22 protein-coding genes and 1 pseudogene are annotated in these 24,923 nt (G+C 62.7%); 6 read left to right on the top strand and 17 right to left on the bottom strand.

Annotation, left to right across the window (positions count from 1 at the left end; translation table 11 throughout):
- Positions 1 to 145: 145 nt before the first annotated feature.
- From ACE3P2_RS19205 to ACE3P2_RS19190, 4 genes are all read left to right on the top strand, one after another.
- Entirely contained in the window at positions 146 to 667 is a 522-nt protein-coding gene (locus ACE3P2_RS19205) for a hypothetical protein (RefSeq protein ID WP_374267470.1), read from the top strand.
- A 17-nt stretch (positions 668 to 684) separates the two neighbouring features.
- Complete coding sequence (locus ACE3P2_RS19200) at positions 685 to 1,695, top strand: TniB family NTP-binding protein (RefSeq protein WP_374267468.1); 1,011 nt, start codon at positions 685 to 687, stop codon at positions 1,693 to 1,695.
- Positions 1,692 to 3,773 carry a TniQ family protein gene (locus ACE3P2_RS19195; protein ID WP_374267466.1) on the top strand — a complete coding sequence of 694 codons (2,082 nt, stop codon included), beginning with the start codon at positions 1,692 to 1,694 and terminating at the stop codon, positions 3,771 to 3,773. The genes ACE3P2_RS19200 and ACE3P2_RS19195 overlap by 4 nt, the downstream gene beginning before the upstream one ends.
- Positions 3,774 to 4,105: 332 nt before the next feature.
- The gene (locus ACE3P2_RS19190; protein WP_374267464.1) at positions 4,106 to 5,143 is read left to right on the top strand and encodes a hypothetical protein; all 1,038 of its coding nucleotides are present in this window, start codon (positions 4,106 to 4,108) and stop codon (positions 5,141 to 5,143) included.
- 706 nt (positions 5,144 to 5,849) lie between these two features.
- Here ACE3P2_RS19190 and ACE3P2_RS19185 read toward each other — a convergent pair.
- The 8 genes from ACE3P2_RS19185 to ACE3P2_RS19150 all read right to left on the bottom strand — a co-directional run bounded on the left by ACE3P2_RS19185 (position 5,850) and on the right by ACE3P2_RS19150 (position 15,403).
- Complete coding sequence (locus ACE3P2_RS19185; protein WP_374267462.1) at positions 5,850 to 6,110, bottom strand: Arm DNA-binding domain-containing protein; 261 nt, start codon at positions 6,108 to 6,110, stop codon at positions 5,850 to 5,852.
- A gap of 607 nt (positions 6,111 to 6,717) precedes the next feature.
- On the bottom strand, positions 6,718 to 10,227 hold the full coding sequence (locus ACE3P2_RS19180) for a DEAD/DEAH box helicase (protein ID WP_374267460.1): 3,510 nt from the start codon (positions 10,225 to 10,227) through the stop codon (positions 6,718 to 6,720).
- Positions 10,211 to 11,029: a Hachiman antiphage defense system protein HamA gene (locus ACE3P2_RS19175; protein ID WP_374267458.1), complete on the bottom strand. Its 819-nt coding sequence runs from the start codon at positions 11,027 to 11,029 to the stop codon at positions 10,211 to 10,213. Before ACE3P2_RS19175 ends, ACE3P2_RS19180 begins: the two co-directional genes overlap by 17 nt.
- 104 nt (positions 11,030 to 11,133) lie before the next feature.
- Positions 11,134 to 12,051 (bottom strand): restriction endonuclease, encoded by a 918-nt coding sequence (locus ACE3P2_RS19170; protein ID WP_374267456.1) that lies wholly within the window; start codon positions 12,049 to 12,051, stop codon positions 11,134 to 11,136.
- Between the two features lie 15 nt (positions 12,052 to 12,066).
- The gene (locus ACE3P2_RS19165; RefSeq protein WP_374267454.1) at positions 12,067 to 12,963 is read right to left on the bottom strand and encodes an antitoxin; all 897 of its coding nucleotides are present in this window, start codon (positions 12,961 to 12,963) and stop codon (positions 12,067 to 12,069) included.
- Positions 12,963 to 14,054 (bottom strand): hypothetical protein, encoded by a 1,092-nt coding sequence (locus ACE3P2_RS19160; RefSeq protein ID WP_374267452.1) that lies wholly within the window; start codon positions 14,052 to 14,054, stop codon positions 12,963 to 12,965. The genes ACE3P2_RS19165 and ACE3P2_RS19160 overlap by 1 nt, the downstream gene beginning before the upstream one ends.
- A 318-nt stretch (positions 14,055 to 14,372) precedes the next feature.
- The gene (locus ACE3P2_RS19155) at positions 14,373 to 15,122 is read right to left on the bottom strand and encodes a PD-(D/E)XK nuclease family protein (RefSeq protein WP_374267450.1); all 750 of its coding nucleotides are present in this window, start codon (positions 15,120 to 15,122) and stop codon (positions 14,373 to 14,375) included.
- Positions 15,080 to 15,403 (bottom strand): CFI-box-CTERM domain-containing protein, encoded by a 324-nt coding sequence (locus ACE3P2_RS19150; RefSeq protein WP_374267472.1) that lies wholly within the window; start codon positions 15,401 to 15,403, stop codon positions 15,080 to 15,082. Before ACE3P2_RS19150 ends, ACE3P2_RS19155 begins: the two co-directional genes overlap by 43 nt.
- Between ACE3P2_RS19150 and ACE3P2_RS19145 the strand changes: the two genes are divergently transcribed.
- Positions 15,392 to 15,532, top strand: coding sequence for a hypothetical protein (locus tag ACE3P2_RS19145; protein WP_374267474.1), 141 nt, complete (start codon positions 15,392 to 15,394; stop codon positions 15,530 to 15,532). The two genes, ACE3P2_RS19150 and ACE3P2_RS19145, sit on opposite strands and share 12 nt — an antisense overlap.
- Positions 15,533 to 15,560: 28 nt before the next feature.
- On the opposite strand, the gene ACE3P2_RS19140 is transcribed toward ACE3P2_RS19145, so the two are convergent.
- Together ACE3P2_RS19140 and ACE3P2_RS19135 are read right to left on the bottom strand one after the other, a co-directional pair.
- Positions 15,561 to 15,839 (bottom strand): hypothetical protein, encoded by a 279-nt coding sequence (locus ACE3P2_RS19140; RefSeq protein WP_374267448.1) that lies wholly within the window; start codon positions 15,837 to 15,839, stop codon positions 15,561 to 15,563.
- Complete coding sequence (locus ACE3P2_RS19135; protein ID WP_374267446.1) at positions 15,836 to 16,879, bottom strand: PRTRC system protein D; 1,044 nt, start codon at positions 16,877 to 16,879, stop codon at positions 15,836 to 15,838. Before ACE3P2_RS19135 ends, ACE3P2_RS19140 begins: the two co-directional genes overlap by 4 nt.
- A 1,184-nt stretch (positions 16,880 to 18,063) precedes the next feature.
- Between ACE3P2_RS19135 and ACE3P2_RS19130 the strand changes: the two genes are divergently transcribed.
- On the top strand, positions 18,064 to 19,272 hold the full coding sequence (locus ACE3P2_RS19130; RefSeq protein ID WP_374267444.1) for an integrase domain-containing protein: 1,209 nt from the start codon (positions 18,064 to 18,066) through the stop codon (positions 19,270 to 19,272).
- 244 nt (positions 19,273 to 19,516) lie between these two features.
- On the opposite strand, the gene ACE3P2_RS19125 is transcribed toward ACE3P2_RS19130, so the two are convergent.
- From ACE3P2_RS19125 to ACE3P2_RS19095, 7 genes and pseudogenes are all read right to left on the bottom strand, one after another.
- A complete protein-coding gene (locus ACE3P2_RS19125) occupies positions 19,517 to 20,083 on the bottom strand; it encodes a hypothetical protein (protein WP_374267442.1) in 567 nt (188 codons plus the stop codon).
- Positions 20,080 to 21,003, bottom strand: coding sequence for a putative molybdenum carrier protein (locus tag ACE3P2_RS19120; RefSeq protein WP_374267440.1), 924 nt, complete (start codon positions 21,001 to 21,003; stop codon positions 20,080 to 20,082). Before ACE3P2_RS19120 ends, ACE3P2_RS19125 begins: the two co-directional genes overlap by 4 nt.
- 15 nt (positions 21,004 to 21,018) lie before the next feature.
- A complete protein-coding gene (locus tag ACE3P2_RS19115) occupies positions 21,019 to 22,212 on the bottom strand; it encodes a hypothetical protein (RefSeq protein WP_374267439.1) in 1,194 nt (397 codons plus the stop codon).
- Complete coding sequence (locus ACE3P2_RS19110; protein WP_374267438.1) at positions 22,203 to 22,766, bottom strand: hypothetical protein; 564 nt, start codon at positions 22,764 to 22,766, stop codon at positions 22,203 to 22,205. The genes ACE3P2_RS19115 and ACE3P2_RS19110 overlap by 10 nt, the downstream gene beginning before the upstream one ends.
- A gap of 15 nt (positions 22,767 to 22,781) precedes the next feature.
- Positions 22,782 to 23,642: an ImmA/IrrE family metallo-endopeptidase gene (locus tag ACE3P2_RS19105; RefSeq protein WP_374267436.1), complete on the bottom strand. Its 861-nt coding sequence runs from the start codon at positions 23,640 to 23,642 to the stop codon at positions 22,782 to 22,784.
- Between the two features lie 22 nt (positions 23,643 to 23,664).
- Positions 23,665 to 24,579, bottom strand: coding sequence for a hypothetical protein (locus ACE3P2_RS19100; RefSeq protein WP_374267434.1), 915 nt, complete (start codon positions 24,577 to 24,579; stop codon positions 23,665 to 23,667).
- 205 nt (positions 24,580 to 24,784) lie between these two features.
- Positions 24,785 to 24,923 (bottom strand): annotated as a pseudogene (locus ACE3P2_RS19095) (IS3 family transposase); the annotation flags it as partial.

Below are 24,923 nucleotides of genomic sequence, written 5' to 3'. Positions count from 1 at the left end.
TCAACCATCATCGGCTGCTCGCGCCTATTGGCTACATGCCGCCCGCTGAAGCTGAGGCAAACTATTACCGCAGTCAAACCGGTCAGGCTGTCATGGCCTGACTTAAACCAAATAGCCTCCGCGAAAGTCGGGGCGGTTCAGAGAGATGACCGCGCTGCGGCTCAAGCACGGCGATCGCGTGGAGCTCGAGGTTCGAGTCGACCGTTCTGACTTGGGGTGCATCATGGTCCAGTCGCCCGATGGCCGAGAGACGTTCCGAGTCCCCTGCCTGAACACTGAGTACGCGACGGGTTTGTCCGCGTGGCAGCACGAGGTGATCAAGAAGTACGCACGTCGGCATCTCAACTCGTACACCTCGGACGGATGGCTGAAAGCGAAAGCTGCCATCCGCGAGATCATCGAAACAGACTTTCTACACCGGAAGAAGATCAAGACGAGCTCGAAGATCGCGCGGTTCTCGAATCACGATGCCAAACCCGCCGAACCGGCGCCTGCAAAGGTACTCGATGAGCGACTCGCGTCGCTGCCCGTGGCTACGGCACCCCAGCCGCCCCTCGCGAAAGAAATTCCGCTGACACCAGCGAACCTCCCGAGTGCTCCAGCACCGCGCACTCGGAAACTCAAGCCGGTACTGACTGACCGGCAATCAACTTGGAACCAAGACTAAACCAACCGGAGATCTACATGCTTGACCCGAGAACCATCGTTGCACGAACTCTCATACCACACCACGCGTTCGAAGAGGCTACGCGAAGGCTCGACCAGTGCTTTGAGTACGCTCAGTGCGAAGACGAGCCGGTCTGTATCGCGCTGGTAGGCGAGTCTCGAACCGGAAAGAGCCGGGCGATCGAAGGATGTCTCATGCGGCACCCTATACAGCGCACCCCAGAAGGACTCGTTGTTCCGATACTGCGGGTGAAAATCCCATCAAAGCCGACCGTCAAGGCGCTTGCCGAGTTGCTGCTCGCAGGCCTACAGGACCCCTTGTACGACAAGGGCACTGAAAACGCGAAGACGATCAGGCTGCGCAAGCTGATCACTTCCTCCGGAGTGGTGATGGTCGCTCTCGACGAGTTCCAACACTTCGTCGACAAGGGCTCGCTCAAAGTCATGCATCACGTCGCTGATTGGCTCAAGGTGCTCGTTGATGATTGTGGAGTCGCGCTGATTGTGGCCGGACTCCCAAGCTGCCAGGCGGTGCTGGAGCAAAACGAACAACTTGCGGGGCGCTTCATGTCTCCGATTATCATGCCCCGCTTCGATTGGCTCAATCCGGGGCAGCGCGAAGAGTTCGTGGATATCCTGGGTGCGTTTCACGAGTCTCTGAGCACGCACTTCGATCTGCCCGCGCTCGACGCACCTGAGCTCGCGTTCCGGTGCTACTGCGCGACCGGCGGCCTGATCGGCTATCTGACGAAGTTTCTTCGACAGGCGGTCCGGAATGCGCTGGATACACAGTCGAAAACGATTTCGTTGGAGGAGCTGGCTGCGGCGCACCAAGACGCAGTCTGGCGGAAGGACGGGATTGCTGGCATGCCGAACCCGTTCAGTCGCGAGTTCAGTGCGGAGCCGACCATCGCACTCATCCAACGCGTTCACGAACTGGGCCAGGCGATCGAGCCGCCACCTGTCGCACGAGCTCGGCGCCCGAAAATGGAAAAGATGGGTGTGCGGGAGCTGCTGAGCGCATCATGACCGCACTACTTGTCCGGACTCCGGCACCAGATCGGAACGAGAGCCTGCCTGGCTACGTGCTGCGGCTCTCTGAAGCTAACGGATACGACACGCCTTGGCACCTGCTGAGCTTTGTCGGTATCGCACCCAGCGAGTTGAAGCTTGCCAGCTTTCCCGCTGAGGAACTCGCTGCGTTAGGCGTACCTCGGGAAGCGCTGAGCCGCGTTGCTTACCATCGCGAAGCCGAGGGCAAGCACCAGTACTCGCTACTCGGACACAACCTTGGTGATGGGCTGAGCTACACCCCGCTACGCATCTCTGCGCCAGCTATCTGTCCCGACTGTGCCGCGGAGCAAGGGTTCATCGAAGCTTTCTTTGATCTCAACATAGCAACCGCCTGCCCTGTCCATCGCCGCGCGGTGGTCACGCACTGCCCTTCATGCGCTGAGCCTCTGTCTCATTTTCGTCCCGGATTACTAACGTGTAGATGCGGTGCATCACTCGCAGACGCCCCGCCCGTGGAAGTCAGCGATCAGGTGGTAAGCCTGATGTCGATACTGAGGTCCGTGCTCACCGGAGAAGAATACTGCAATCCAGGCGGCTTACCTGCCGAGCAGCTTCTCAGGACATCGTTACGAATGCTGCTGGTCCATCTGCCCAGCTTTGCCCGACTCAGCCGCCCGGAAGCCAGCGAGGAGATGCAGGTTGTCGTCGAGGGCATCGCTGAAGTGTTGGCCGACTGGCCAACGGGATTTCATCGGCTGCTGCGCCAGATCGACGCCGCGCAGCCAGAGCACGTCGTCGCTTTCCACAAGAGGTTCAAGGTACTCTGCGGGCTGTTCTTCAACGTGCCAGCGACCCGAGACGCCTTCGATTGGCTTCATGAAGAGTTCCTGCGGTACGGCTGTGAGGTCTCCAGCAACGCGACCGTGCATCCTCGCATGCTGAGAGCCGTTGAAGTGGATCGACGGTTCGTATCACTGAAGGAGTGGGCAGAACGTGTGGGTGTGATGCCCTCCACTGCTGGTGATTGGGCAAGAAAGGGCCTGATCGCGGCGAAGGTCATCGAGACCGCGACCGGACCTCGATATGTGGTCGACTCAACGAAGGTAGAGACGCCATTGGAAGCTGCCGAGGGCCGAGTGTTGAACGCGCGTGAAGCAGCTGCACACCTCGGCCTGACAGTCAGCGCCCTGGCCAGCCTGAAACAGTCGGAGCACTTTCAATGCAAGCATCGCCTCACGATAAAAGGTGGCTATCACACAGCAGATCTTGATAACTTTCTTAACCGACTGCTGGAGTTGAGTCCGCGGATCGAAGACACGGTAGCAACCGACGACACGGTCAGCTTAAAACACGCTCTGCAAAGCTACCGCATGCACTGCGACGACCGCAAAGCTGGGCTTGTTGCAGCGTATCTTGACGGCGATCTTCGGTCTGTTGGCAGAACGGGGGAGACGACCACCGACATACTTTTCCGACGTGAGGACCTAGAGGCACTCGTTTTGTCCAGTCGGCGGGACGCAGCCGGAGGAGCTCTCACGCAACGGGAGGCTGCTAAGCTGCTTGGGAGCGACTCCACCGTTATCCCAGGGCTTCTTGCCGCGGGCTGGCTTGAAGCATTCGAAGCTCGCGAGAGCACTCGTGTTACAGCGGTGTCAGTGGAGCGGTTCGCGAGGCACTACATCGCTATCAGTCGGCTGGCCAAGGAGGTTGCGACAAGCTCCAGACGCCTGATGGGGCTTTGCGAAAAGAACGGCATTCCTGTGCTTTCCATCTCTCGAGAGACAGGCAGCATCGCGCCGTTCATCGAGCGGCAACACGTCGAAGCGCTGACGAGGCTCTCGGAAGCAAACCCCACACGAGAGGATCTCGCGGCTGCACGTGCCGAGGGCGGGCATCCTGCGGTTGAAGCCCTGCGCGCCTACCTTGAAGGTCTCAAGGCCTGCGGTGAGCAGCTCCCCCTACGCGGTGGCAAGCCGAACAAAGTCGCGATCGCACGTGCCTGCGGCTTCGCTCGAGACGTGCTGTACGACAACGAGTGCGCGATTGAGCTGCTCAATGCTCACCTGAGAGGCGCAGAAGGCGAGAGCGTCTGACACGAGGTTTGAGTTCGCGGACACTGCACAAACTAGCTTCCACGCGTCGAAAGATCCTTCTGATTACATTTCTACAGATTACAGATTACTTTTCGCCTGAAAATTTTTTATTCTCATAATCAATGACTTGCATCATTATTTTGCGGCCAAGCGTGTTGGCAGGTCAAGTGAAACGTGTTGAGAGGTCAAGCGAAATGTGTTGAGAGGTCAAGCGAAGTGTGTTGGCAGGTCAAGTAGCGCCGCCATGTAGGCTGTAGTCCCTTTTTACGATTTTCGCGTGTTGGCGCTATACCTCTGTCCAGGTCCGAGTGGGCCGTTCCAGGGGTAGTCAAGTGAAAGATCGAGCAACTGAAGTCCGGCAACAAGCGTCAGCGGTGCGCCGCGCCGCGGAGCTGTCTGGCGATACCACGCTAAAAGCCGCCGCCCGAACGCTCGATCGCGCGGCCGATGGACATGAGAAGCGCGCATCGCTGAGTGCGATTCCAGACCTGTCGGGCGCCTCGGTCTCGCAGGTGCGAGCGACCCGCCGCCGGCGCGCCGTAAGAATTCACGAGCAGGTGTTCTTGCCCTCGTGGAAGGAGTCCGCCTACGGGCTTCCTAACGCCCTGCTCCGGTCTGCGTTGTTCGGTGTCGCAACATTGGATGGCGACGAGCGCAGGGACGCGGTGTTTGATCTGCCTATCCTCGCACAAGGTGATGTTGTTCTGAAGCTCACTGGCTTGCGGCTGATCGACTACGATCGACAAGTGCTCGCCGCTGTTCTGATGGCGTACCGGGATCTTCCGTTGTCGAAAAACGCTGAAAGCGGCTGGGTTCGTTTGAGTTTCTGGCAGTTCGCCGGCCTGATGGGTGCGTCGTACGGGCTCAAAGTGCACATCGCCATCCGGGATAGTCTGATCCGACTCAACGCCGCGCATCTGAGGTTACGCGTCAACCGGCGCGACGTACCGCTCCCCCGACTTGTAGAGGTTGCCTTCGATGACGGCTACGAAGAGCTTGCGACCGACCCGCGCAACCTGAAAGGCAGCGACATGATCGCCCTGAGGGTGCCGGAAGGCATGGCGGACCTCTTCGGCCCTGCATGCTGGACCGCGGTTCCTCAGGTCGCACTCAGTGAGTATGCGGGTCTCGTGCGCTGGCTGACAAGCTTCTATAGCACTCACTCCGGACCACGCGCTTTAGAAATCAAGGATCTGTGCGGCTTGAGCGGCTCCGACTGCGAACTGCGGGAGTTCCGTCGGCGACTGAAGAATGCACTGGCACGGCTTGAGGAACCGGGCACCCCTCCAGAGATCCGTGTGGCTGCCAGCGTATTCGACAAGAAGGCAGACACCGTCGAGGTGTTCCTTGAGCGGTGGAATCAGGCCTAGAGCGCAACTCCTCGCTCCCTCCGGGTCGCACTTTGTCCGCTGTCCGGCGATGCGCCTGGCGCTCACCTAGGCGCATCGCCGCAACCTCCTGGCCAGCCTGCTTTGCCCACTAGCGCCCTACCCTAGAATCCCGCCACACATAGCCCGCTGATGCGGGCTTTTTCTCCTGTAACGCCAAGCCCCGCCGTAGTAGACAGAGCCCGCCTAGCGGGCTCTTGTTTTGCTTGCCCTGCCCCGCACTCCCGCCTCGCAGATCAGCGCACAAAACAGAAAAATCTACCCTTTAAAATCAATGGCTTAGCATCCTGCACAAGCAAAATCCCCAAAAATCCGGCGAAACTTGCACGATATGCGTAAATTGATGGTGGAACTTGCAGGATATGGGGGCTTTTGCTTGCAGGATATGGTGTACTGTCGAAGTCTAAGCTATTGATTCTTATAGGTGGTGACTTGCACGAAATGCGTCAACCCACAGCTTGTGTGGGTTGACGCATATCGTGCAAGTTTGGACCCCATAACTTGCAAGTCGACAGGCCAGCTTGCCGGTAAGCCGTAAAAACTCAACGCCCACCCTCACCGGTGGGCGTTTTTTTGTCTGGCGGCACGGCAGCACAAAGTGAATCGCCCCGGATTTCCTGGACGTTCCCACTCCTCAAAAGATACCGCCGTTCGTACTCGATCGGTGACTGACGTACTCGGCTTTGTTCTAGACAGCCCGTCCGCCGCGCTGCCCATGTGCAACGCACTGCTCGATACAGTCGCTGTTGTATCCGGTTTCATGCAGCAGTGTGCTCACCGGCCCGTAGGTTCCCAGTGTCAGGGTCTCCCGCCGCCCATTGAATCGGTAGTCGAACCGGAACGACACTACCCCGCTCGGCAGCACCGCGAAGTACATCCCGTCCCGGTCGGCAACCTTGTACAGCTTCTCGGCAGGCTTGAGCACCAGAAGCTTCATCTCGTTGAGCATCACACCTCTCCGTATCCCGCGCCAGCGCTGATCGCAACCTCATCGGCCCATGTCACCGCCGACACTCGGGGCCTGACGGTATCCATCGAGCCCCATCGATGCGCCCCGCCGCATACCGTCAGATCCATCCGACGCACCCCGAATTAAAACGAAAGCCCCAGAAAACAAAAACCCCGGCAGTGCCGGGGTTCTCGCTGTTCATCTGATCGCGCCCAAAAGGCCGCAACCCGGGAAAATTCATTCCCACTCGATCATTTCCGATGGCTGTAAACCCGCGTAAACCCTGGTTTTTCGTTTGACCATAAGAACGTCTACCGTCATGTCTACCGTCAGAGAACGAGTGCTTGTGCGAGATGGTCGCTCCAGCCCGCGGAGGACTGTTATCAATGCGATCCGGGCCGAGGGGCTGCAGGGGGCGGTTGAAGCCTCAGAGCGCGTCGAACACCTTGATTATATAAGCGACTGCCGCTCATGCCGATGTGCGTGAGTCCGTACAGGATGTCAGACGCACTATCTTTAACTATGCCGCCAGTCTGACAGCACACCGCCCTCGCCTCCCGGCCACCAGCTACCCCCAGGAACGCCCGCAGGTTGCTCTTAGCGAATATTAGGCACCTGACAGGTCGTCAGGGCCCAGGTAAGTGAGGTCGATCCTGCCGACGTGCTGAGACACCTGCGCGCGCATTAGCCCCGCTCTACCGGGATTAAGCGCGGCCTGCACTGTGCCCAGCGGCGTGCCGTCAGCCGAGAGAACGCATGCCTGACCGTCCCAGTGATGGACTTGGACGGGCGTGTCCGGCGGCGGTGGTGCGCAGAGCCACGCCACGTTCGCCCAGTACCGCCGGTCGGCCCAGGTGCGGTTCTCGCGCGGGGTGAAACTTTGCGCGAACTCCATCCACATCGCCTTCGTCTCAGCGGTCGGCCAATCGGGCTGGGCGCTGTAGGCGGCGACAGCTTCCGAATTGAGCCATTGTCGAAGCTCCTGGCCCGTCTGGAAAATCGCGCCGGTGTCGGCCACGGCCTTGATGGCAGCAAGCCTCGAGTTGAACCCCGCCTGGATGAGGATCGAGGCCGAACGGTTTAGCGTCCCGGTTTCGACAGCTGGGACGGCCAGGCCAAGCTCATAGTTATCGAGCAGGAAGCCGCCGATGGTGTCGCCGTTGGCAGCCGCACGAACGCGGATGGCCTCCATCGCCCAAGGCAGGCGATAGACGAGTCCCCCTTCGATGAACTGCAGCGTCTCCGACTCCTGACCGGCGGCGATGTCAGCAAGAGGCTGGCCGAGAAGCCAGGTACGCAGGATGTCGCGCCAGTTGGTGGGCATGGGGTCGGGCGTGAAGGGATAGAAACCGAAGACGCGCTCGGCAATGCTCGTGATCGCCACGATCGCCGCCTCGGCATCACCGTCGAGAATGCCGCCATTAGCCTGAACCAGGAGAAGGTTGGCGTCCGCAGCGATGGCGTCGAGTGCATTCCCGGTCGTCAACCCGACGCCGGCGAGAAAATAGCCCCGTCGGCGCGCTGCGGTCGACTGGTTCCAGATGAGTCGGCTGCGTGAGACGAGGCCCGCCTTGAGGACCTGCTGCACCTGCTCGTTCTGCCGTAGCAGGCGGCGGTGCCAGAGAGAGGACTGCAGGATGTCATCCAGCGCGGCCTCGACCTCCTCGTCCGGGATGTCGTTCTCGCCAATGAGGCTGAGGATCGCCGTGTCGAGCGTCGCCACGTGCTGCTCCCAGTCGGTCAGGGCACGCTCGCGAACCTCCGGCTTCTCGTTCGCGACCTCGGGAAAGGTCCACGCTGCCGCGTTGTTGACCACATACTCGACGAGCTGATTCAGGTCGCCGCCGATGCGGGCGCGCATACGGGACAGCAGCGCCGCAACCAGCTGCACCAGCCCGCTCTCCATATTGCGCGCGCCGAGATCGTTGATGAGAGCTTCCCAGTTGCGCCGCTTCTTCGCGATGTCGTCGAACATGGGGAAGAGTACGATGCCTTCGACGTCGACATAGGCCCGTCCGGCTCGCCCGATAACGTTCTTGAACTCGGAGATCTCGATCCGTTCACCGAAGCGATGGAGCGAGTGCATGACCACGGCCGTGGCCGATAGGTTGAGCCCCTGCGCGAGCGTCGGCGACGAGATGGTGACCTTGAGGACGTTGTCGCGCAGCAGGCGCTCGACCTCCTTGCGATAGGCAGTTGGCAAGGCGCCATGGTGCAATGCGACACCGAGGCGCAGGCATTTGAGGATGGCGCTGTCCGGCCCGAGCCATTCCTCGCCGAGGGTGATCGCGGTGCTGAGGACGGCAGCGTCGGCCTCGAGCAACGAACGAAGCGCGCCTCGCTCATAGAGATCGACGATTACGTCTGCGAACGGCTCGACGCTGCGCCGCTCGGGGCAGAAGATGAGGACGGTCTGCCCATCCTCGACCAGCCGCCAAGCCGTCGCGAGGCAGAGCTCACGCTGATCGCATGGGAAGAGCTTGGTTCGACGACGCTTTGGCGGCACCCAGTTCGGAGGCGCGGCGCCTACGAGGAACCGCTGGACCCATGGCCGCTCGTCGCCAACGCGCAGGTTCAGGCGCGCGCTGGGCGTTGACCAGACGACGTCGCCGTACCGCAGTCGGGTCGGCCGCCAATCGTGCTTGATCAAGCCGCCTGGGTGATCCCGCCGCAGCCATCCGGCGAAGTCATCAAGCTGATCCCCATCGGGCAAGATCGCCGAGAGGCACACGATCCGACGTTCGTGCGCGTCCGCGCGACGAAGCAGTCGCTGGATCTGTACCTCGTAGCGAACCTCGCGCTCGTTGAGGCCGATCATGTGACCTTCGTCGAAGACGAGCAAGCCGACGTCATCGAGGAGGGACGGATCGTTGCGGAGCGCGAAGTCGAGCTTCTCCGGCGTCGCGACAACGATGTCACGTTCCCGAATCGCGTCCTCATCGAAGCCGCTCACTCCGACGCTGCCGTAGAGCGCCGAGATCGTCTTCCCCAGCGGACCGAAGGTCCTCTGCAGGGTCGTCTCGGTCTGCGCCGACAGTGCGCGCAGCGGCGTGATGAAGACCACCCGTTTGCCGCCAGCCAGGCAGCGCAAGATACACAGTTCGGCAATGCGTGTCTTGCCGGCGCTGGTGGGCAGCGAAACCACAAGGTCATCGGATTGGTCGGCCGCGCGAGTCGCCGCTTCGATCTGGGACGGCCACAGATCCACTTCGGCCTTCGGGCGTCGTTGCAGCAGTGCGATGAACAGCTCGCGAAGCCGGGGCCAGTCGGCCGCTTCGCCACCAGCCGGCTGGAGCGGCACCTTCTCGTGGAAGGTGTTCGACCAGAGGTCCGACAAGAGGTGGATCGCTATGCGATGCGACCACCATTGCGGCAGCATGTTCAACTCACTGCAGATGGAGAGACCTGTCCGAAGCCGCTCCAGCGCCTGGTCGAGCAGTGGCTGCTCGCCGCGTTCCAGCGCAAGAAGGAACAGGGACATGGCCGCCATGAAGGCGTCGTTCAGCGCCGTGTCGATGCTGTCGAAAAGGAACTCGTCGCCGCCATCGGGCAAGTCCGCCGCCTCGGCGTGGTCAAGCTTGGTCTGGATGTCGGCTGCTATTCGGGCATCGCTGCCTTCGCCGGAAGCCCGATAGTCGAGCACGTTCGCGCGAAGGACGCGGAAGTTCCGCCGCATCAACAGGGCGAGGACCCGTTCCGTAGGCGCGAAATTCTCGTCTGCTTCGACAATCGCGAGCAGCGAGTAGGCGCGGGCGGAGAGATGAGCAAGATGATAGCTCGCCGCCGCCATGATGAAGTGAAAGTCGCGATCGACCTCCTGGCGATTGCCTTTGGCGATCACGGCCTCTAGGGCGGTGGCGGCCTGCTCGAAGGCAGTACGTGCCTGTGCGCCGTCGCCGCCGAGCTCACGCAGGCGAAGGCCGAGCCCGAGAAGGGCGTAACCATAGGAGTGCAGGTCGTAGCTGAGCTGCGACGCAAAGGCCGGCGCGTCGGGCGGAAGCTCGCCGTCGCGCCAGATGATCGCGCGCGCCTGGCCGCGCGCGATGAGACGGCCACGAAAGCCGGCCGTCGCTGCTTCTGCGATATCGGCCGCGATTGCTTCAGGCGTTGTTGGCATCGGCGATCACTCGATCATAGACCGCGCCGATGAAGGCGGCGTGTCCCTCTACACGCAGGCCAATCCCCCACTGATTGATTGGTCCCGGGTAGGCTTGGAGAGAGGCAGTTAGCAGGGCATCCGGCGCGTTGCCGGAAAAGGTGAAGAGCAGATGCCGGACGTTCTGCGCCGGGATCCCGTGCTTGAGCAGCGCATCATCGATCGCGTCGGCGAGCGGCAAATTGTCCAGCTCGAGAAGGCGCGCCGAGATAAAGGACAGCGCGTGGGCGGACGGCAGTCCGCCATCCTTGTCCAGGCCGGCCCGGGCTTCGGTGAGGACTTGAGCGGTCAGCGTGGCGCGGCTCTTCGCCTCCGTCTTCAGGAACTGTAGGCGCTGGGTCTGAGCGTCTTGGAGGATGCCGATCACGTCGTCGCCGCGCATCGCCATGTTGCGATGGTCTTTCCAGCGCAGCCGCTTGATCGGAGCGCGATAACCGCCGCTGTGCGCATCGATCCATTCCGTCGCGTAGATCTCGCCCAGATCGCCCGAGCGGATTGCCTTTGTGGTCGGGAGCTTGCCTTGGATGAGCGCGGCCGCGGCCGGCTTGCCGAGACGGGCGAGCGCGCGCGCCACCTGTTCTTCCGACGCATAGTGCCCAGGCACGATGGCCGCCGTCGCCTGAATCCCCGTCGGAAGGCTTGCAGCCTGCCCGGTCATTACCCTACGGAAGTGCGGCCCGACTGGCTCGTCGTCCGAAAGGCACCAATCGTTGAAATGCGCCACGTTCTTCCTCCCGTCAGTGAGGAAAGTCTTCGCGAACACGAATGAAAGTCGAGCCGGTTTCACCGGCTCGGCGAACCTTGCGTTCGAGGACTTGGGTGGTCGCTGACAGTTTCTGAGATGGCATGGTCTTCGGCCGACACTCCCTAGAACTTCTTCTCCGCGCCGGAGATCGGATGCACATAGATGAGCCCTTTGGTTTGTGCCGCCTTGACCTTCCGATCGATCATCTCCCGCAAGCTCAGGTGCCCCTCGAGCACCAGGATCAGATCCTCCCCGTCGATAAACAGCGTCTGAATCTCTTTCCCCAGGACGAGGCTGCGAATGACCTCGGGACTGAAGCCATTCACTGAAATGAACAGGCCGCGTCCGTACAGCTTGCCCGCCACCTTGCCGGCGAACTGATAGACCGGCTCGTTGCTCGCGGACCTTTCCTGCCACTTGGCCTCGATAAGGTAGTGCTCTCCGTCGAACTTCACTGCACCATCGACCTGCTCCCCGTTCACGCGGAACGCTTCCGTGGTTTCCAGACCCGAAAGACGGGAAAGCTCGGCAAGGATGCGTTCCAGCGCGTACCCACGCTGCTGCCGTGAAGTCTTGTTGGCGAGCAGATCGAGGTATTCGCCACGCAACTGCTCAAGCGACGCCGTGGGTTGCTGGCGCACGGCTTCCTGGGTGGCTCGGCGCTCGCGATCCGCCCTGATCTTGGCATCCCGAATCTCCTGCAATTGGCGGAGATGCTCGAGGCTCTTGTTGGCTGCGGCGCGATCCAGCTTGCCGAGCTTGTCGAAGTAGTACGGGTCGAAATGCGACCAGGTCAATAGCGATTGCAGCATCGTGCGAAACGGACCGAGACCGTTGTCGGGGCGTGCCGCGAGCGCTTTGAACAGCGCATCGACGACTTCATGACGTTTGAGCGCGTTCTCGCCTTCGACCTGCAGAGGAGCGATTTCGGCCTTGGTGCATCCGTGCTTCTCGAAGAAACCGACGATGTCCTTGCGAGGCCAGAACAGCGACAGGATGCAGTCCTTCATGCAGCCTTTGATGTCGGCGGGAAAACTCATGCCGTGTCCTCCCCGTCAACCGATCCGGCCAAGGAGTTGCGCGATCACGTCGCTGGCCTCGCGCTGGCGCAACGCCCTGGCCTCCCGTTGCTCCGGCTCATCGCCCTCACCCAGCTCGAACTTGGCGACCGAAACGGGGCCATCCTTGCGGTAGCCTTCAGTCTTCTCGTCGTCCGCGAAGCGTCCGCGCAGGATCGCCAGCGACGCCTCGACGACCGCGCCATACTTGCCACTACGCTCCTTGCGGAAGGCCTCAGCCACGGCATCCAGGCCTTCGGATGCATGCTCGATGCAATAGATCAGGTCGTGCGCATCCTTGCGTTCGAAGCGCTGGTCGAACGCGAAGGACTTCAGGCAGGTGAAGCTGACGAGGTTGGCATGCTTGATCTTTTCGGTCGCAATCCCGTTGCCGCCCAACAGCTCGGCCTGGATTTCAGTGACCTGGTGCAAGTCGAACACAATCGACGAATGCGGGATGTTCAGGGCTGAGATCGTGCCTTCCGTCGGCAGCGGCTGAACCTTGCCGCCGGCGATGTCCGGTGCGTCCGCCAAGAGTTCCAGCACCATCAGCGCACCATGTTCAGTGCGGGTTTGCCATCGCCAGGATAGCTTCTGCTGCTTCTCGTTCTCCGCGCGCTCGAAGCCCATCTTCTTGAGGTTGTCCTCCAGCGTGTGGTACGCGTCCGTGTCGGCCAGGATTTGCAGGTCGATCACGATGTCCACGTCCAGAGTGCCGGCATGCGCCGGAACCGCGGGCGGCCGCGCGGCGACGAGATATCGCGGTGTAAGTCCGCCGACCAGGTAGACCGAATCCTTCCAGGGCCCCAAGCCGCGAAGCAGCGTGACGAGGACGCGTTCGCAGTCCACCGTGTACTGGTCGCTGTAGCCGTCGAGCGTTGCAGGCTTGGCCATCAGAAGCCGATCCTTTCTTTGCGAAAATGCTCGGCCATTTCTTTGGAGCGGCCTTCGCCGCGCAACAGGTCGAGATAAATCTGAATCGGGCTGGCCAGCCACAGGCCGCCGACCTTCTCGCGAAACAACAGTTCGCCCGGTGACTCGACTTCGATGATCGCCAGATTGGCGCCTTCGTTGACGAACCGTGCGCCCAAGTCGCCGATCGCGGCGTCGGCATCGGCGCCGATCAACATCCGTGTGCGTACCTGGGAGACATTGGAAAGGAACGGCGCATAGCGCTGCGCGGCGGCCTCGTGGCTGACCGCATACTGGACGCCATGCGCGTCGAAGGCCTCGGCGATCCGCATCGGCAACGTGTCCGCCTTCGTGGCCGGCACGTAGTACCGCTTCAGGGTCGGCGGCCGGATAGAAGTGAGCTGCTTGGCCCATGCATCCAACAAGGCGGCGGGCTCGCGAAGGTGGCGCTCCTTGCTCGGCCCTTGCCCGCGCGACTCCAGCCAGTCGAAACGCTCAAGCTCGGTCAGCACCTGCGAGGCGGTAGCTGGCGATACCATCGCCTGTTGCGCCAATTCCTTGACGCCGAACCAGTCCTGGTGCCGTACCAGCAGGGCGTGCAGCACCTGCGCGCGCCGTCCGGAAAACAACGCGCGAACCGACTTCGCTAGGGTCTTGGGTGGTGGCTTGTCGATGTAGAGGTATGCGCCTGGCGCCGGCAGGAACAGGCTGCCGCCGCTGTCGTAGTAGCCGACGCGCTCGCTTCTGAGCAGTTCCTTTGCCCCGGGGGAGATGGATTCGGCGACCAAAAGCGACAAGGTCTCTTCCCCCTGTCCTCGGGACCGTCCGCCGCTTGCTTCCCGAAACTGCCAGATCACCTGACGGACATCCCGGGGAAAGACAGCTTTCTTGGCTTCGATGAGCAGGACGAAGGACTTGCCTGCGACGTGCAGGTCGACCTGGGCGTCATGGCCGCGGTCGCCGTGCTTGCCTGCCTCCCAATGCTCGACGTCGGCATCCACCTCCGGAAGCTCCCGCAGGGCATCGACGAAGCGGGCAATCAACTGTCTTTCGGTCAAGGGGGATTCAAGCATTACGGCGCCGAGATCTCGTTTGCTGTCCAGTAAATATGGCCATCGTAGCGAATATTCGGAGTAATCGCAATATTTACTGCACAGCAAATAATATCCTTGGGGCGCTAGCTAGCCTTCGCGCTGGGTGATCATCTTCTCTGGACGTCTCGGCGTGCCGCCGCCCGGCTCGCGGGCTACCGCTGCTTCTGCCGAATCGCGGCCACCGAAGCCTGCGCGCTGCGCTTTCCTACTGGGGATTCGCTCTTCCGGTGGGGTCAGCGCGAAGACCTGGGGCGGCCTCATTGCCACCGTCTTTCCTGAATTCACCGCCCGCGACAGTCAGGAGCGCGCGGACGGGCGGCATCGAGGAGCTAAGCGCCGGGTTGGTACGGCCCGCAGCGCAGCGAGGACACCCGATCTCACTGCACTACCCTGGCGTCCGGCCATTAAGAATTCGCACTCAATATAGCGGAGACCACATATGGAGAGTTCATGTCGAGCTCCCTCAAACACCGGATGGTCGCATTGCGCTCGAAACATGCACGTCAGGCACGCCTTCTGAGAGTATGACGAGCGCGGCAAGGCCCGGCCTGCAAAAATGTCTTCCCGCCGCTTGACCAAGGCAACCACTTGCTCGTCAGTCATCAATTGGACACGATGCGCGATCGGCAAGTCGCGCCCAATCGGCGCCTTCACCATTATATACGCGTAGCATGCCACGATCTGCTTTGTCTGCCCCATCACCGCCACCCTCTGTGCGGATAACTGGATCACGTCCGACAGGGATGGCTGGTTAGCCCATCGGGTTTTGAGTTCCACCAACACGAGCAGACCCACGGGCATGCGGTATGCCCGGTCAATTTTCGCCACTAGCCCAACGGGCTCGGAAGTCCGGAACAGTCTTTCCATGTAGACCAGCTCGGCATCCCGCAACGCGTCCGGTCGCGAGGCTCGCTCAGCTCGTGCAGCATCAGTTTCAACCGACCGCTGCCACGCTATGACCAGCGCGAGGCATACGACGACAATGCCGCCAAGAAAACCCCATCCTAGCGCCGACACTTGCCGCCTCCGCCCAAGCCTGGCCACCATCGAAGGCACGCCGCTATCGCACCCAAGACCACGCGTACCGGAGCCTGCAAAGCGGGCCATCGGCGCAGGCATTTGCAGATGCCGGGCGCCAGCCGGTAGTAGGACCAAACCAGGCGACGCCCCCAAACGTTCGGACGCAGCGCCACGTCCCGGAATTGGCGCAGCACCTGAGTCTGCCAGGCCTCGCCGAACACGCAGGTGGCGATGAAGCAGCACCCCTTCCGGGCAGCCTGCGAGGAAGCCGCTAGGCCCTCCCGATAGAAGCGCTCATGTTCGACCACTCCGCGTTCTCGGGCTCGCTGCTGCTGGGCAGTGCGACGGCGGCCATGCAGATGTTCGAACACCACCAACCGTTCGCAGCGGCCCATCTGGGCCAGGTCCGAAGCAGTGACCATCCGGCCGTCCTCTGACCGGCGCGATCGCTTTCCCATGGCCGCCTCACCCGTCGATCGCTGGCGCGAAGATATCATTGGTGACCTCGCCACTGCCCTCCTGCGCGCCACTTCCGGAAGGCTGAAGAGGCAAGTCTCGCCTCATCCCGGCGAACACGCCGCTCTGCGCCAGCAAGCCGTCGTAGGCCAGCACCCGTAGGCGGTTGACCCGCTTGGTGCCCTTGTGGAAGCGGATCAGGTCGTCGTACAGGCGCGGATGGTCGGCCCGCGCCAGTTCGAAGACGAGACGTATGGGTTGGGGATCCTTCATGATGTCGGTGCTCATTCGGCTTCTCCCGATCCGCCCTGCCGCTGCTCCCTCCCGGTCGCGGCCATCACGCTGCGCGCGTGGTTCTGCCCCGCCAGTTGAAAGCCCCGCACATTGGCGAACATCGGTTCCTTCACCTCATGGATGCGGTGCTTGGGGAATGCCGCCTTCACCGCCTTGCGGAACAGGAAGGCCCCGCCGCCGACCAGGATGATGTTCTGCAGGCTGTGCGGTGCCTCAATCCACTGCTTCATCGTCGAGACCGCCTGCTCGGCGACGATCTCCGCCAGGGGCAGCAGGCGCTTCATGTCGTAGGGTTTCTGGAAGATCACCGGCTGCTTGCCGGTGCGGAGCGCCAGGTCGATGGCGTCGTAGTCGCGGTAGGGCGTGCCAATGTCCTTCGTGATCTCGGCCGCCAGCAGCCGCAGCACATCGGACATGCCGCGGTTGAACGAGTAGCTCTGCTTCTGCACGAGCCGCATGCCCCGGGCCACCAGCCAGTCGAAGGTGCGCGAGCCCGGATCGATGATCAGGCTCTGCTCGTGGCCGATCTCCGCCATCTTCTGGTGCTCGGAGGCGTAGTGCACCAGCGCCCCCTGCGGCTGGGCCACGGCCAGGGCCTTGCCCACCGTCACGGCCTTGCCGCCGCCGATGTCGTGCCGACCGATCATGGCCTTCTCCAGTGCCGCCTTCTTGACCGCGAAGAGCGCCACCGGCAGGCCGACCACAAGCAAGTCGATGCGGCTCACCTTCATCATGGAGAGCGCCCCACGGAGCAGCGCCATGTATTCGGGCGTCTCGGTGTATTCGTCGTGCAGTTGCTTGGCACGAAAGGTGTCGGCGGCGAGGCTCACGTCCGGCCCGACCTCGTAGAACAGCGGGCCGATGGGGATGCACACCGTCTTCTTGCGCTCGCTCGCCGGCCACGACGGCGAGTCGTCGCTCGACGGATAGGCGACGGAGGGGAAGCTGGCGCAGCGGATATCGGGTCCGGCTGCCGCCGTGACGAACTTGGTGTTGCCCGATCCGACATCCACCGCTCTGACGATCAATTCCATGGCAAGGCTCCGAGGTAGGGTTGAGGTCGATCAGCATCGACACGGCGATCTGATCCCGCCACACGGAATCCCCACTCAATGACCCCGATTTCGGCATCGGGGCCGGCTCGCTGTCAGCGAACCGATGATGCACAGACGTTTCGCTGACACCTGAAAGCGCCATCGCCCGGCAGGGCTGCGTGTGTGTCACTACGGTCTCATTCAAACCACGGATATCAACCCCGTGTGCTGAACGGGCTGCGGGTGCCCGCCAGCGCTGGACGGGTCCCGGTCGGCCCCAGAGGCCAAAGATTTGCTCGTCAAGGGCAGGCCGCGCCAGGTTGTCGTCTTCACCCGAAAAATAAGCGACCCTCAGACCCCGATTTCAAGTGCCACCCGCAAGCCCCCGGAAATCGATGGGCGTGCGGTCGTCGGCCGTTGACGCCCTCGATGGCGAGGAGTCAACTGTGGGCTCCCGTGGCCTCCTGGCCAGCTCCATCGCGGAGCAAAAGGCGTTGCGGTCGTTACCCGCCCTTCAAGAGCCCCGACCTGTCGAGTCGGGGCGGCTGTGGCCTTCAAGGCCTCGCCCCCGAGGAAGTTCACTTCGTAGTGCCTGCACCGGCTTGCCAGCTCTGTCCGCTGGGCGTTCCCTCGAGGACGCGCCGATGTCTTGAGCAAATAGTCCGGACGGCACCCGATGCCGTCCCGCTGTTCCCGTCATCCTTCGAGCCTGCGCATCCTGCGCCGCACACGGCCGTGCTTGCCCCTGATGGGCTCCCCGTGTGTCTTCGCTCGTCAACCTGGCACCGCCCTGGACTTTCGGTCAGGGGCGGACCCATGCAGGTGGATGACGTTACGAATCGAGGACTGATCCACCGATAGCACCCGGCTCGACCGGCGTGCCGATGTCGTGCCATGCCCCAGAGGCGCGGCGGCATCCCCAAGCCCGCGAGCGCAGAAATGCGTGAGTGGGACGGATCACCGTTTCATTTTTAAGACCGACCGAGCCGATGCCTGCGCTTGACAGCCATCGGCAAATCCTTGGGTAGGTGCAGCGCTGTCCGTGGTCAGGCGCTGCGCTGAACGGCTGCAACCACGGGCGGGCCAGATGACGGAATCCGTCTCGCCCGCCATGCCGGATTCCATCCATTGTCGTGCTGTGCGCCGCCGGGACGGCCGCACGGCGTTCATTCGAAGGAAATGCCATGTCCACTGCCAATCCCACACCATCCACCCATCGCCGCGTTCAAGGCACTGCCGGGCTGGGCCGGGCCGCGCCGCTGCAGCCCGCGCGCGACCAGGCCCAGGCCAATCTGCCGCCTGCGGCTATCCTCGCTCGCTGCAAGCCCGGCAAGGCCGACCCCACGAAGGTGCTCGAGGTGCTGCTCGGGCTCTTCAACAGCCTGCACACCTCGCTCGACAAGACGGTCTCGCACAAGACCCGGCAGGAGCGCGCCGACTTCCTGCGCCGCTTCTTCCGCGATCTCAAAACGAAGGCCGGCTTCAAGACCCTGCCCGACCCACGCAACCTCGGCGAACGGCACATCCGGGCGATGGTGAAGATCTGGCAGGCGGAGAAGCTCGCGCCGGCCACCATCCAGACCTACCTCAGCTTCCTGCGCGGCCTGGCGATGTGGTTGGGCAAGCCCGGCTTTATCCACAAACCGGCCGATTACGGGCTGAGTACCGAGGAATACCAGCGGCACGAGTATGCGCAGCGCGACAAGAGCTGGTCGGGCCAAGGTGTCGACATCGATGCGCTGGTCGAGCAGGTCTGCGCCTACGACCGCTATGTCGGTGCCTCGCTGCGCCTGATCCACGCCTTCGGACTGCGGCGCAAGGAATCGGTGATGATCCGGCCGCACCGTTGTGTCGTGCCCTTTGAGGCCACAGGCCTGTCGCCTGACGAGCGGCGGGCGGACCACTACGTGCGGATCAAGGAGGGTAGCAAGGGGGGACGATTGCGGTTTGTGGCGCTAGACAGTGCAGCCGGCATGGCCGCCCTCGACTACGCCCGTGCCGTGGCCGAAGGTGAGGACGCGCACCTGGGCGATCCTCGGCATGACTTGAAGCGCAACCTGCGTCGTTTTGACTATGTGATGGAAAAATTCGGCATCACGTCGAGCGAGCGCGGGATCACCGCCCATGGGCTGCGCCACGAAGCGTTGATCCGGCGCTTTGGCGATGAAACCGGTGGCGAGGCCCCGCCGGTGCGCGGTGGAGGCCCCCTCCCCCCCGACCTAGACCAGGCTGCGCGTCAGGCTGTCGCCGAAATGGCAGGCCACGGGAGGATCAGGGCGTCTGGCGCGTATTTGGGAGCCAGCCCGTCGCGTCACACACCCGCGACGACGGATGAAGGCCTTGCGGCCGCCTCCCCTCACGAAGCCACCGACGCGCCGCCCAGCACCGCTTAGCCACCCCCGCCGCCGCCCAGGGTCATGCATGGGCGCGGCACTTTCGTGCCCATGCGTTCACCAGTTGCCGCAAAGCCGCTTTTGCGTCGTAGCGTGCAAGCAAACAGTAGGGTCGGTCTACGAGCGAGTTAGAAACTATGGTCGCTGCGTGTGGCCCACACCGGTGGTGTCCTGCCGGCACCGGCCGTGATGATGAGGGTGTCGGCCTGGGCGACCAATCCGGCGGCGCGCCGCACGGCGGTATTCATTGGCCACGCCTCATGCGAAGTGCAATGCGCGCCTCCACCAGCTCCCAGATGTCCGCTGGCAAGATCTCGAGCTCGGCGAGCTGGGCGGCGGCGTTGCGGATGCGACGCTCGGCTTTTTCCCTGGCACTGCGCATCTTGGTGCCCAAGCCGGCCCCCCTCAATTCGGCCCGGGCAACAGTCCGCTCCAATGCCAGGAGATCAAGAAGGCCCGGATTCGAAACATTGTGCAGGAAAGCCTCGCTGACCACATTCCACTGGCAAGGAATGGTCATGGTCCCGATCAGCAGATGGCCGTTGGCATAGGCAACAGGAATCGGATCGCCGGGTGGCTGCACGGTTGCTAGAGCGCGCAGGATTTCGGCCGAGAAGATGGCACGGCCGTGCCACTCGCCCTCGGCGTGCATCACGGCCGTCGCCTCGCCCGACTCAATAGACAGGAATCCTCCTTCGAACGCCAGCAGGGCCGGACCTAACTTGATCCGCTTGCGAGCGAATACCTTGGTGGCACTCCTGAATTCCCCCAGCGATATCCGAAGGAAGTTATTGGCGAGGCTCTGGGTCATGAGTTGGAACTCGCAGCCACGCGTGGAGGATCGTATCCCTGATCGAGGGCTTCCAGGAAAGCGAAGGTGGCGGCATAGATGCCGGGGCGCTTGCTCTCGCGCGGGCCGGCGACATTCAACACATGGACTCCATGCAGTCGCAGCCAGGCGGTCGCCCCGCGGGCCAACGGGTCTGTCGCGCCCAGGTCAAGCTGTACGACGTGGAAGGGCTTCTTCAGCCTTTCGGCGAAGCGCTTCGTCTCCAGCGTGCCGCCGTCCAGCTGGTCGAGGTTCAGGATGAGGGTGCCGTCGCTGTGCGCTACGTTCAAACGGGTCCTGCGCCGGTAGCCACCGCCAATGGCCTCGTTGAGCTGATACTGCGGGCCGATTGCCCCATCCTCCGCCGCGCGACCCGAGGGACACCAGCCGCCGTGGGGGACACCATGGGAAATGGCCCAGTCGAGCGCTGCGCGGTCGGCCCCCGTCTGCCCGCCCGAAACGATCTTGACGACGAGCCGGGAGAGGCGCACGCGATAGACGTCCTCGCGCCTTGGCAGCGGCAGCAGGGAGCCGTCGGAAAGCACCTCGCGCCGCTCGTCTTGCTCCCGGTCCGGATCTTCGAAGGGCTTCTCGTAGATGATCCGCGCCCTGTCGCCGATCTCTTTCTTGAGCTTGCGGGCCAGATCGATCCCCGTCGCGTGGAAATTATCCCAGCCCAATTCGATGGTGCCGTTATCCAGCATCGGCGCCGCTTCGAACAGGTCTTGCCAACGCGCGAACGCCTCGTGCAGATCACGGGAGATGGGATGCTCGCCGTACCAGCCCGAAGTGTCGGCGTGATTGGGGCCGACGCCCTGGCTCTCATCGCCATCGGCAATGACCCATCCATAGGCGCCGGCGTAGTCCGGCATGATGGTGTAGATGATCGGTTGATCAGCCATATCGTGCTCGGCCCGTCATGCGGCAACCATCCATGGGTGGTTCAGCACTCGATCCCTGGTCTGCACGTAGCTCTCGTCAGCCTCCTCGTCGTCCCAGTGATTCGGGTCGAACTCGGAAGAGAAGAACCGGCGAAGCTCGGCCTTCAGGGCTGCAGCCAGGGCCACCCGCGACACGATCCCTTCCAACTGGATATCGTCCGCATATTTCTCGGCAACACGAAAGAGCACCCGGTTCGAATCATCAGTGCGCAGAACGGTCAGCACCTTCTCCGTTCCCTCCTCGTCGATCTCCATCTGAACGGGTATATCGCCCTCTTCGATCTTTCGGCCCCAGGCCACCAGTTCGTCGAAAGGATCGAAGACCTGCGACAGCCAGATCTTGACTGCTGTGGCGCCGAGAATGAGATGCAGGTAGGCCCATCCGTACTCACCCATCTCCAACCTGACGCCAACTTCGGCATTTTGCAAATCAGGGCGGATCACGAACCACTTGGACGGATCCTCCGCGGGGGCAGTCAGACGACCATGGGCCCATCGATCCGTGCAGTACCGGGTCAGCGCCGCCGTGTTGCCGAAGACGAAGAAAGGCACGAAGGGAGTCCACGCATTGCCGTACCTATCGCCCAGTCCGTGATACCACTCCAGAAGCTCGCCATGGGAACGCCATTGGAATCGGGAGGATCCCGTGACGCGAACGGCACCGGCCGGGTTGTCGATCACCTCGGTCACGTAATCGCACTCCTCGTGGAGTTGCTGGAAGAGTCCTCGGCGAGGCTCAAGCGCGAAGAACCCATCGAGTCGCTCCTTGTCGGAGACCGTCAAATTCCCGCCGAAAGCCGCATCCAGCTTCGACTGCACGAGGCGGCGTTCATCCGCCAGCATGAGGGGGTCCTGGCTGCCGATCAACGGCGCAATCTCCAGGAGGGCTGCTCGCGTCTTCTCGTTGCGGCAAAGGCGCAGGGGAAGAATCAGACCAACTCGCGGGGCGATCCCGGGCCGGTCACCCTGTGTCTGTTCGCCGACGGCAAACAGCCCCGGATGCGAAACCGTCCTCTGGGCACGGAGTGCCCTTCCGGGAGCGCCGTACTGCGCGACATAGAGAAATGGCAGAAGCTCGTCGAGACGCCCGAGCAGCTGCCCGCAGTTGCGCGGTATCTCGCGTCCCTTTGGTCGCTCCGGCCCGTCGTTCTTGCTCCAGATCAGCGACATTCTGTCTCTCCTGCACTCGTGCGACGGACATGAACATGGAGTTCGTGCTCCTGGCGATGAATCAGGTGGCCGCACTCGCCCCACCATTCAGCGGTCCACCATGACCAGAAGCCAGCGCGTCGCTCGTCGAGCCGCCTCATGTCGAGCACGGCTGAAACATGTCCGCATTCCCCGCAGACAGCCTTAGCCACTCCGTTCGTGAGGAAATCCTGGACGTAAGCATCCAATACGGAAATGAAGGGCGCTGGGGGATAGCCCGGCCCCTGATCGTTCGGGTCGGCACCGCGCAGCCAGATCGGCAAGGCCCGCCGCGCGGCCTGCTCCTCCGGGCGGCAACTCCATACTGCATTGGCATGATGCTCGGCCCAGGGGAGCAAGGCCCGGGCGTCGGCCAGCACCTCGCCCCGGTAGTGCATGCTGTCGTACCTTGGGCTCGCCACGACAATCCGCGCCGGACAGCGAGGCATCTCCAGCAGGTATCTGCCAACGGCCCCCTCCAGGCCGAACGGGGCAGGCTCGTTTCGACGCACCAACTGCCTGATCCAGTTCATCATGACTTGTCTTCCCCGTCACGCTTGGGGCGCAGTGCGCGCCTCCACCCAGTTTGCGGCCTCGAAAATCGCGTAAGCGCTGACCGCGTTGATATCCTCGTCGGACGCGAGGCTAGACAAGTATTCTTGCGAGCGCGGGCTAGCCCCGGTGCGGTGGCAGACCAGCCAGGCCACCGCCTCGGCCTCCAACTCCCGCTGGGCGTACGTCAAGCCAACGCGGGCTGGCCAGCGGCCCTTTGGGTCGGCTCCCAGGTGTCCGCAGAAGACGTGACCCAGTTCGTGTGCCAGCGTGGCAAAGCGCGTTGGTAGGTCGTGCTTCGCATTGACGCGAACTCGGTATCTCGCGGCTTCCTTTGTCTTCGGCGTCAAGGCTTCCGGAAGTAGTTTGATGGCGGCTGCGGTCCCCGCCAACAGCGTACCGTAGTTGTCAGTTTCGGCCACCTCGACACCATATTTTGCCGCCGCCAGCTTGGTGCGGTTGTATTGCTCCTCTGGTACATGGCCATCGGCAAACAGAGAGCTCATGCGCTCGCCCGGTACCTCCCGGCCTTCCGTGTCGCCGATCTCGAAAACGAAGCGCACCGGACCGAAGGGCTGCAGCACGACGATCGGCACCGCATCCGGTTTGACGGTGCGCCCGTATCCGGCCCACTGCCTGCGGCTACCTACCGCGGCGGCGCCAGGCCTCTGTACCCGCACCAACATGGCGTTGTAGACGGACAGGTTGTTGAACCGCGCCATGAAGCCAAGGAATTCGTCGAAGGCAGCTGGCCCTTTTGCTTCGAGCGCCTGAGCAAAGAGCTGATTGATGGCGGCGGCGCAGTCCTCGAAAAGCGCCAGACGGCCCTGGGCCGCGCCGGTGAGTTCTTCTTCGAACAAGCTTGCCTGCGGCGACTTCTCTCTAGCTGAGGCGTCCTGCATCTCTCTCCCCCTTGGACTGCATTTCAAAGTACGGGCTCGCCGCGGGCGACACCACTACCAGCTCGATGATCCCGTAGGGCTGAGGCGTGCTGGGGCGCAATTCCTCACCGAGGGCATTCCATAGTTGTACGCATTCAACTACCGCCTGGTCGTGCAACCATTGCCGCTTGTCGTTCGCCAATGCGTCTAGCAAGCCGGCGCGGCGCATTTCAGAGGCGCATTGGCGCACAGGAACCGTGGCCTCCAGCATGCGGTCGATCTGCGGCAGTTCCTGACGGCAGATGTTCCAGAATGCCTGCAGCCGCGCTGCGGCTTGCCACTGGCCAGAGAACTCGGGGTACTGCGACAGGCGAATGCAGGCTTGGGCGAGCGCCGCGAGCATGTCGTAGTCGTCCCACTCAGGGAAGCCGACATCGGAAGCGTCCCAGTCTTCGTCCTGCGCTGGATGGCATTCGGCGTCCCACCACGCGACCAGCAGGCGGGTAAGAGGATCGTCCGCCTCGCGCAGCTTCGCCTGGCCCGCTCTTACGGTGTCGAGCCATTCGCGCAGCACCGGCACGCAGCGGCCTGCAAGGAAGTCGCGGAAGGCGGCCCTGTCCTCCTCGCTCCAGCCGACGGCGTGCTGCTCCCATTCCGACAGCCTGTAGCCGGCCGGAACGAACGCCATCTGGGGAGGCACCGGCAGCGAATCGGCGTGCAGGTCCAGCACGCCCTCCTGGCTGCCCACTTCGCGCTCCGGCGCCAAGTAGAGAACATCAACATAGCGGGCGAGATCGTCCTCGTTCTTGATCGCCAGCACCTTGTGGATGTTGCCGAAATGGCGCCCCTCCTTGAGCAGGTTGTCGAGGGGAGTCGGCATGAGTGCGATTTGGCGTCCGCTGGGCAGTTGCGGCATGGGTCACGCTCCCCTGCGGCCGTAGGCATCGCAAAGCCCGTCGAAGACGCGCTCCAAGACTGGATGAACGCCTCGCAACCCTTCCACCACTTGGCGCGCCCAGGCGTAGTACTCGACCTTGCGCGCTTCTGTCCAGTCCGCCGGCGGCGAGGCGTCGATGTCGCGCTGAACCGCCCCGACTTTCGCGGAGGCTATTTGGTTTAAGTCAGGCCATGACAGCCTGACCGGTTTGACTACGGTAATAGTTTGCCTCAGCTTCAGCGGGCGGCATGTAGCCAATAGGCGCGAGCAGCCGATGATGGTTGAACCAGGCCACCCACTCAAGGGTTGCCAGTTCCACCGCT

Origin of the sequence: Zoogloea sp. (assembly GCF_041911615.1) — a bacterium.
Taxonomy (GTDB): domain Bacteria; phylum Pseudomonadota; class Gammaproteobacteria; order Burkholderiales; family Rhodocyclaceae; genus Zoogloea.
This window is presented reverse-complemented; position numbering and strand designations above follow the sequence as displayed.

Excerpts from the sequence above, each read along its gene's own strand:
- ACE3P2_RS19205 (WP_374267470.1), top strand. The coding sequence starts at position 146 with ATGACCGCGCTGCGGCTCAAGCACGGCGATCGCGTGGAGCTCGAGGTT.
- ACE3P2_RS19200 (WP_374267468.1), top strand. The coding sequence starts at position 685 with ATGCTTGACCCGAGAACCATCGTTGCACGAACTCTCATACCACACCAC.
- ACE3P2_RS19195 (WP_374267466.1), top strand. The coding sequence starts at position 1,692 with ATGACCGCACTACTTGTCCGGACTCCGGCACCAGATCGGAACGAGAGC.
- ACE3P2_RS19185 (WP_374267462.1), bottom strand. The coding sequence starts at position 6,110 with ATGCTCAACGAGATGAAGCTTCTGGTGCTCAAGCCTGCCGAGAAGCTG.
- ACE3P2_RS19180 (WP_374267460.1), bottom strand. The coding sequence starts at position 10,227 with ATGCCAACAACGCCTGAAGCAATCGCGGCCGATATCGCAGAAGCAGCG.
- ACE3P2_RS19170 (WP_374267456.1), bottom strand. The coding sequence starts at position 12,051 with ATGAGTTTTCCCGCCGACATCAAAGGCTGCATGAAGGACTGCATCCTG.
- ACE3P2_RS19165 (WP_374267454.1), bottom strand. The coding sequence starts at position 12,963 with ATGGCCAAGCCTGCAACGCTCGACGGCTACAGCGACCAGTACACGGTG.
- ACE3P2_RS19160 (WP_374267452.1), bottom strand. The coding sequence starts at position 14,054 with ATGCTTGAATCCCCCTTGACCGAAAGACAGTTGATTGCCCGCTTCGTC.
- ACE3P2_RS19155 (WP_374267450.1), bottom strand. The coding sequence starts at position 15,122 with ATGGTGGCCAGGCTTGGGCGGAGGCGGCAAGTGTCGGCGCTAGGATGG.
- ACE3P2_RS19145 (WP_374267474.1), top strand. The coding sequence starts at position 15,392 with ATGTTCGACCACTCCGCGTTCTCGGGCTCGCTGCTGCTGGGCAGTGCG.
- ACE3P2_RS19140 (WP_374267448.1), bottom strand. The coding sequence starts at position 15,839 with ATGAGCACCGACATCATGAAGGATCCCCAACCCATACGTCTCGTCTTC.
- ACE3P2_RS19135 (WP_374267446.1), bottom strand. The coding sequence starts at position 16,879 with ATGGAATTGATCGTCAGAGCGGTGGATGTCGGATCGGGCAACACCAAG.
- ACE3P2_RS19130 (WP_374267444.1), top strand. The coding sequence starts at position 18,064 with ATGTCCACTGCCAATCCCACACCATCCACCCATCGCCGCGTTCAAGGC.
- ACE3P2_RS19125 (WP_374267442.1), bottom strand. The coding sequence starts at position 20,083 with ATGACCCAGAGCCTCGCCAATAACTTCCTTCGGATATCGCTGGGGGAA.
- ACE3P2_RS19120 (WP_374267440.1), bottom strand. The coding sequence starts at position 21,003 with ATGGCTGATCAACCGATCATCTACACCATCATGCCGGACTACGCCGGC.
- ACE3P2_RS19115 (WP_374267439.1), bottom strand. The coding sequence starts at position 22,212 with ATGTCGCTGATCTGGAGCAAGAACGACGGGCCGGAGCGACCAAAGGGA.
- ACE3P2_RS19110 (WP_374267438.1), bottom strand. The coding sequence starts at position 22,766 with ATGATGAACTGGATCAGGCAGTTGGTGCGTCGAAACGAGCCTGCCCCG.
- ACE3P2_RS19100 (WP_374267434.1), bottom strand. The coding sequence starts at position 24,579 with ATGCCGCAACTGCCCAGCGGACGCCAAATCGCACTCATGCCGACTCCC.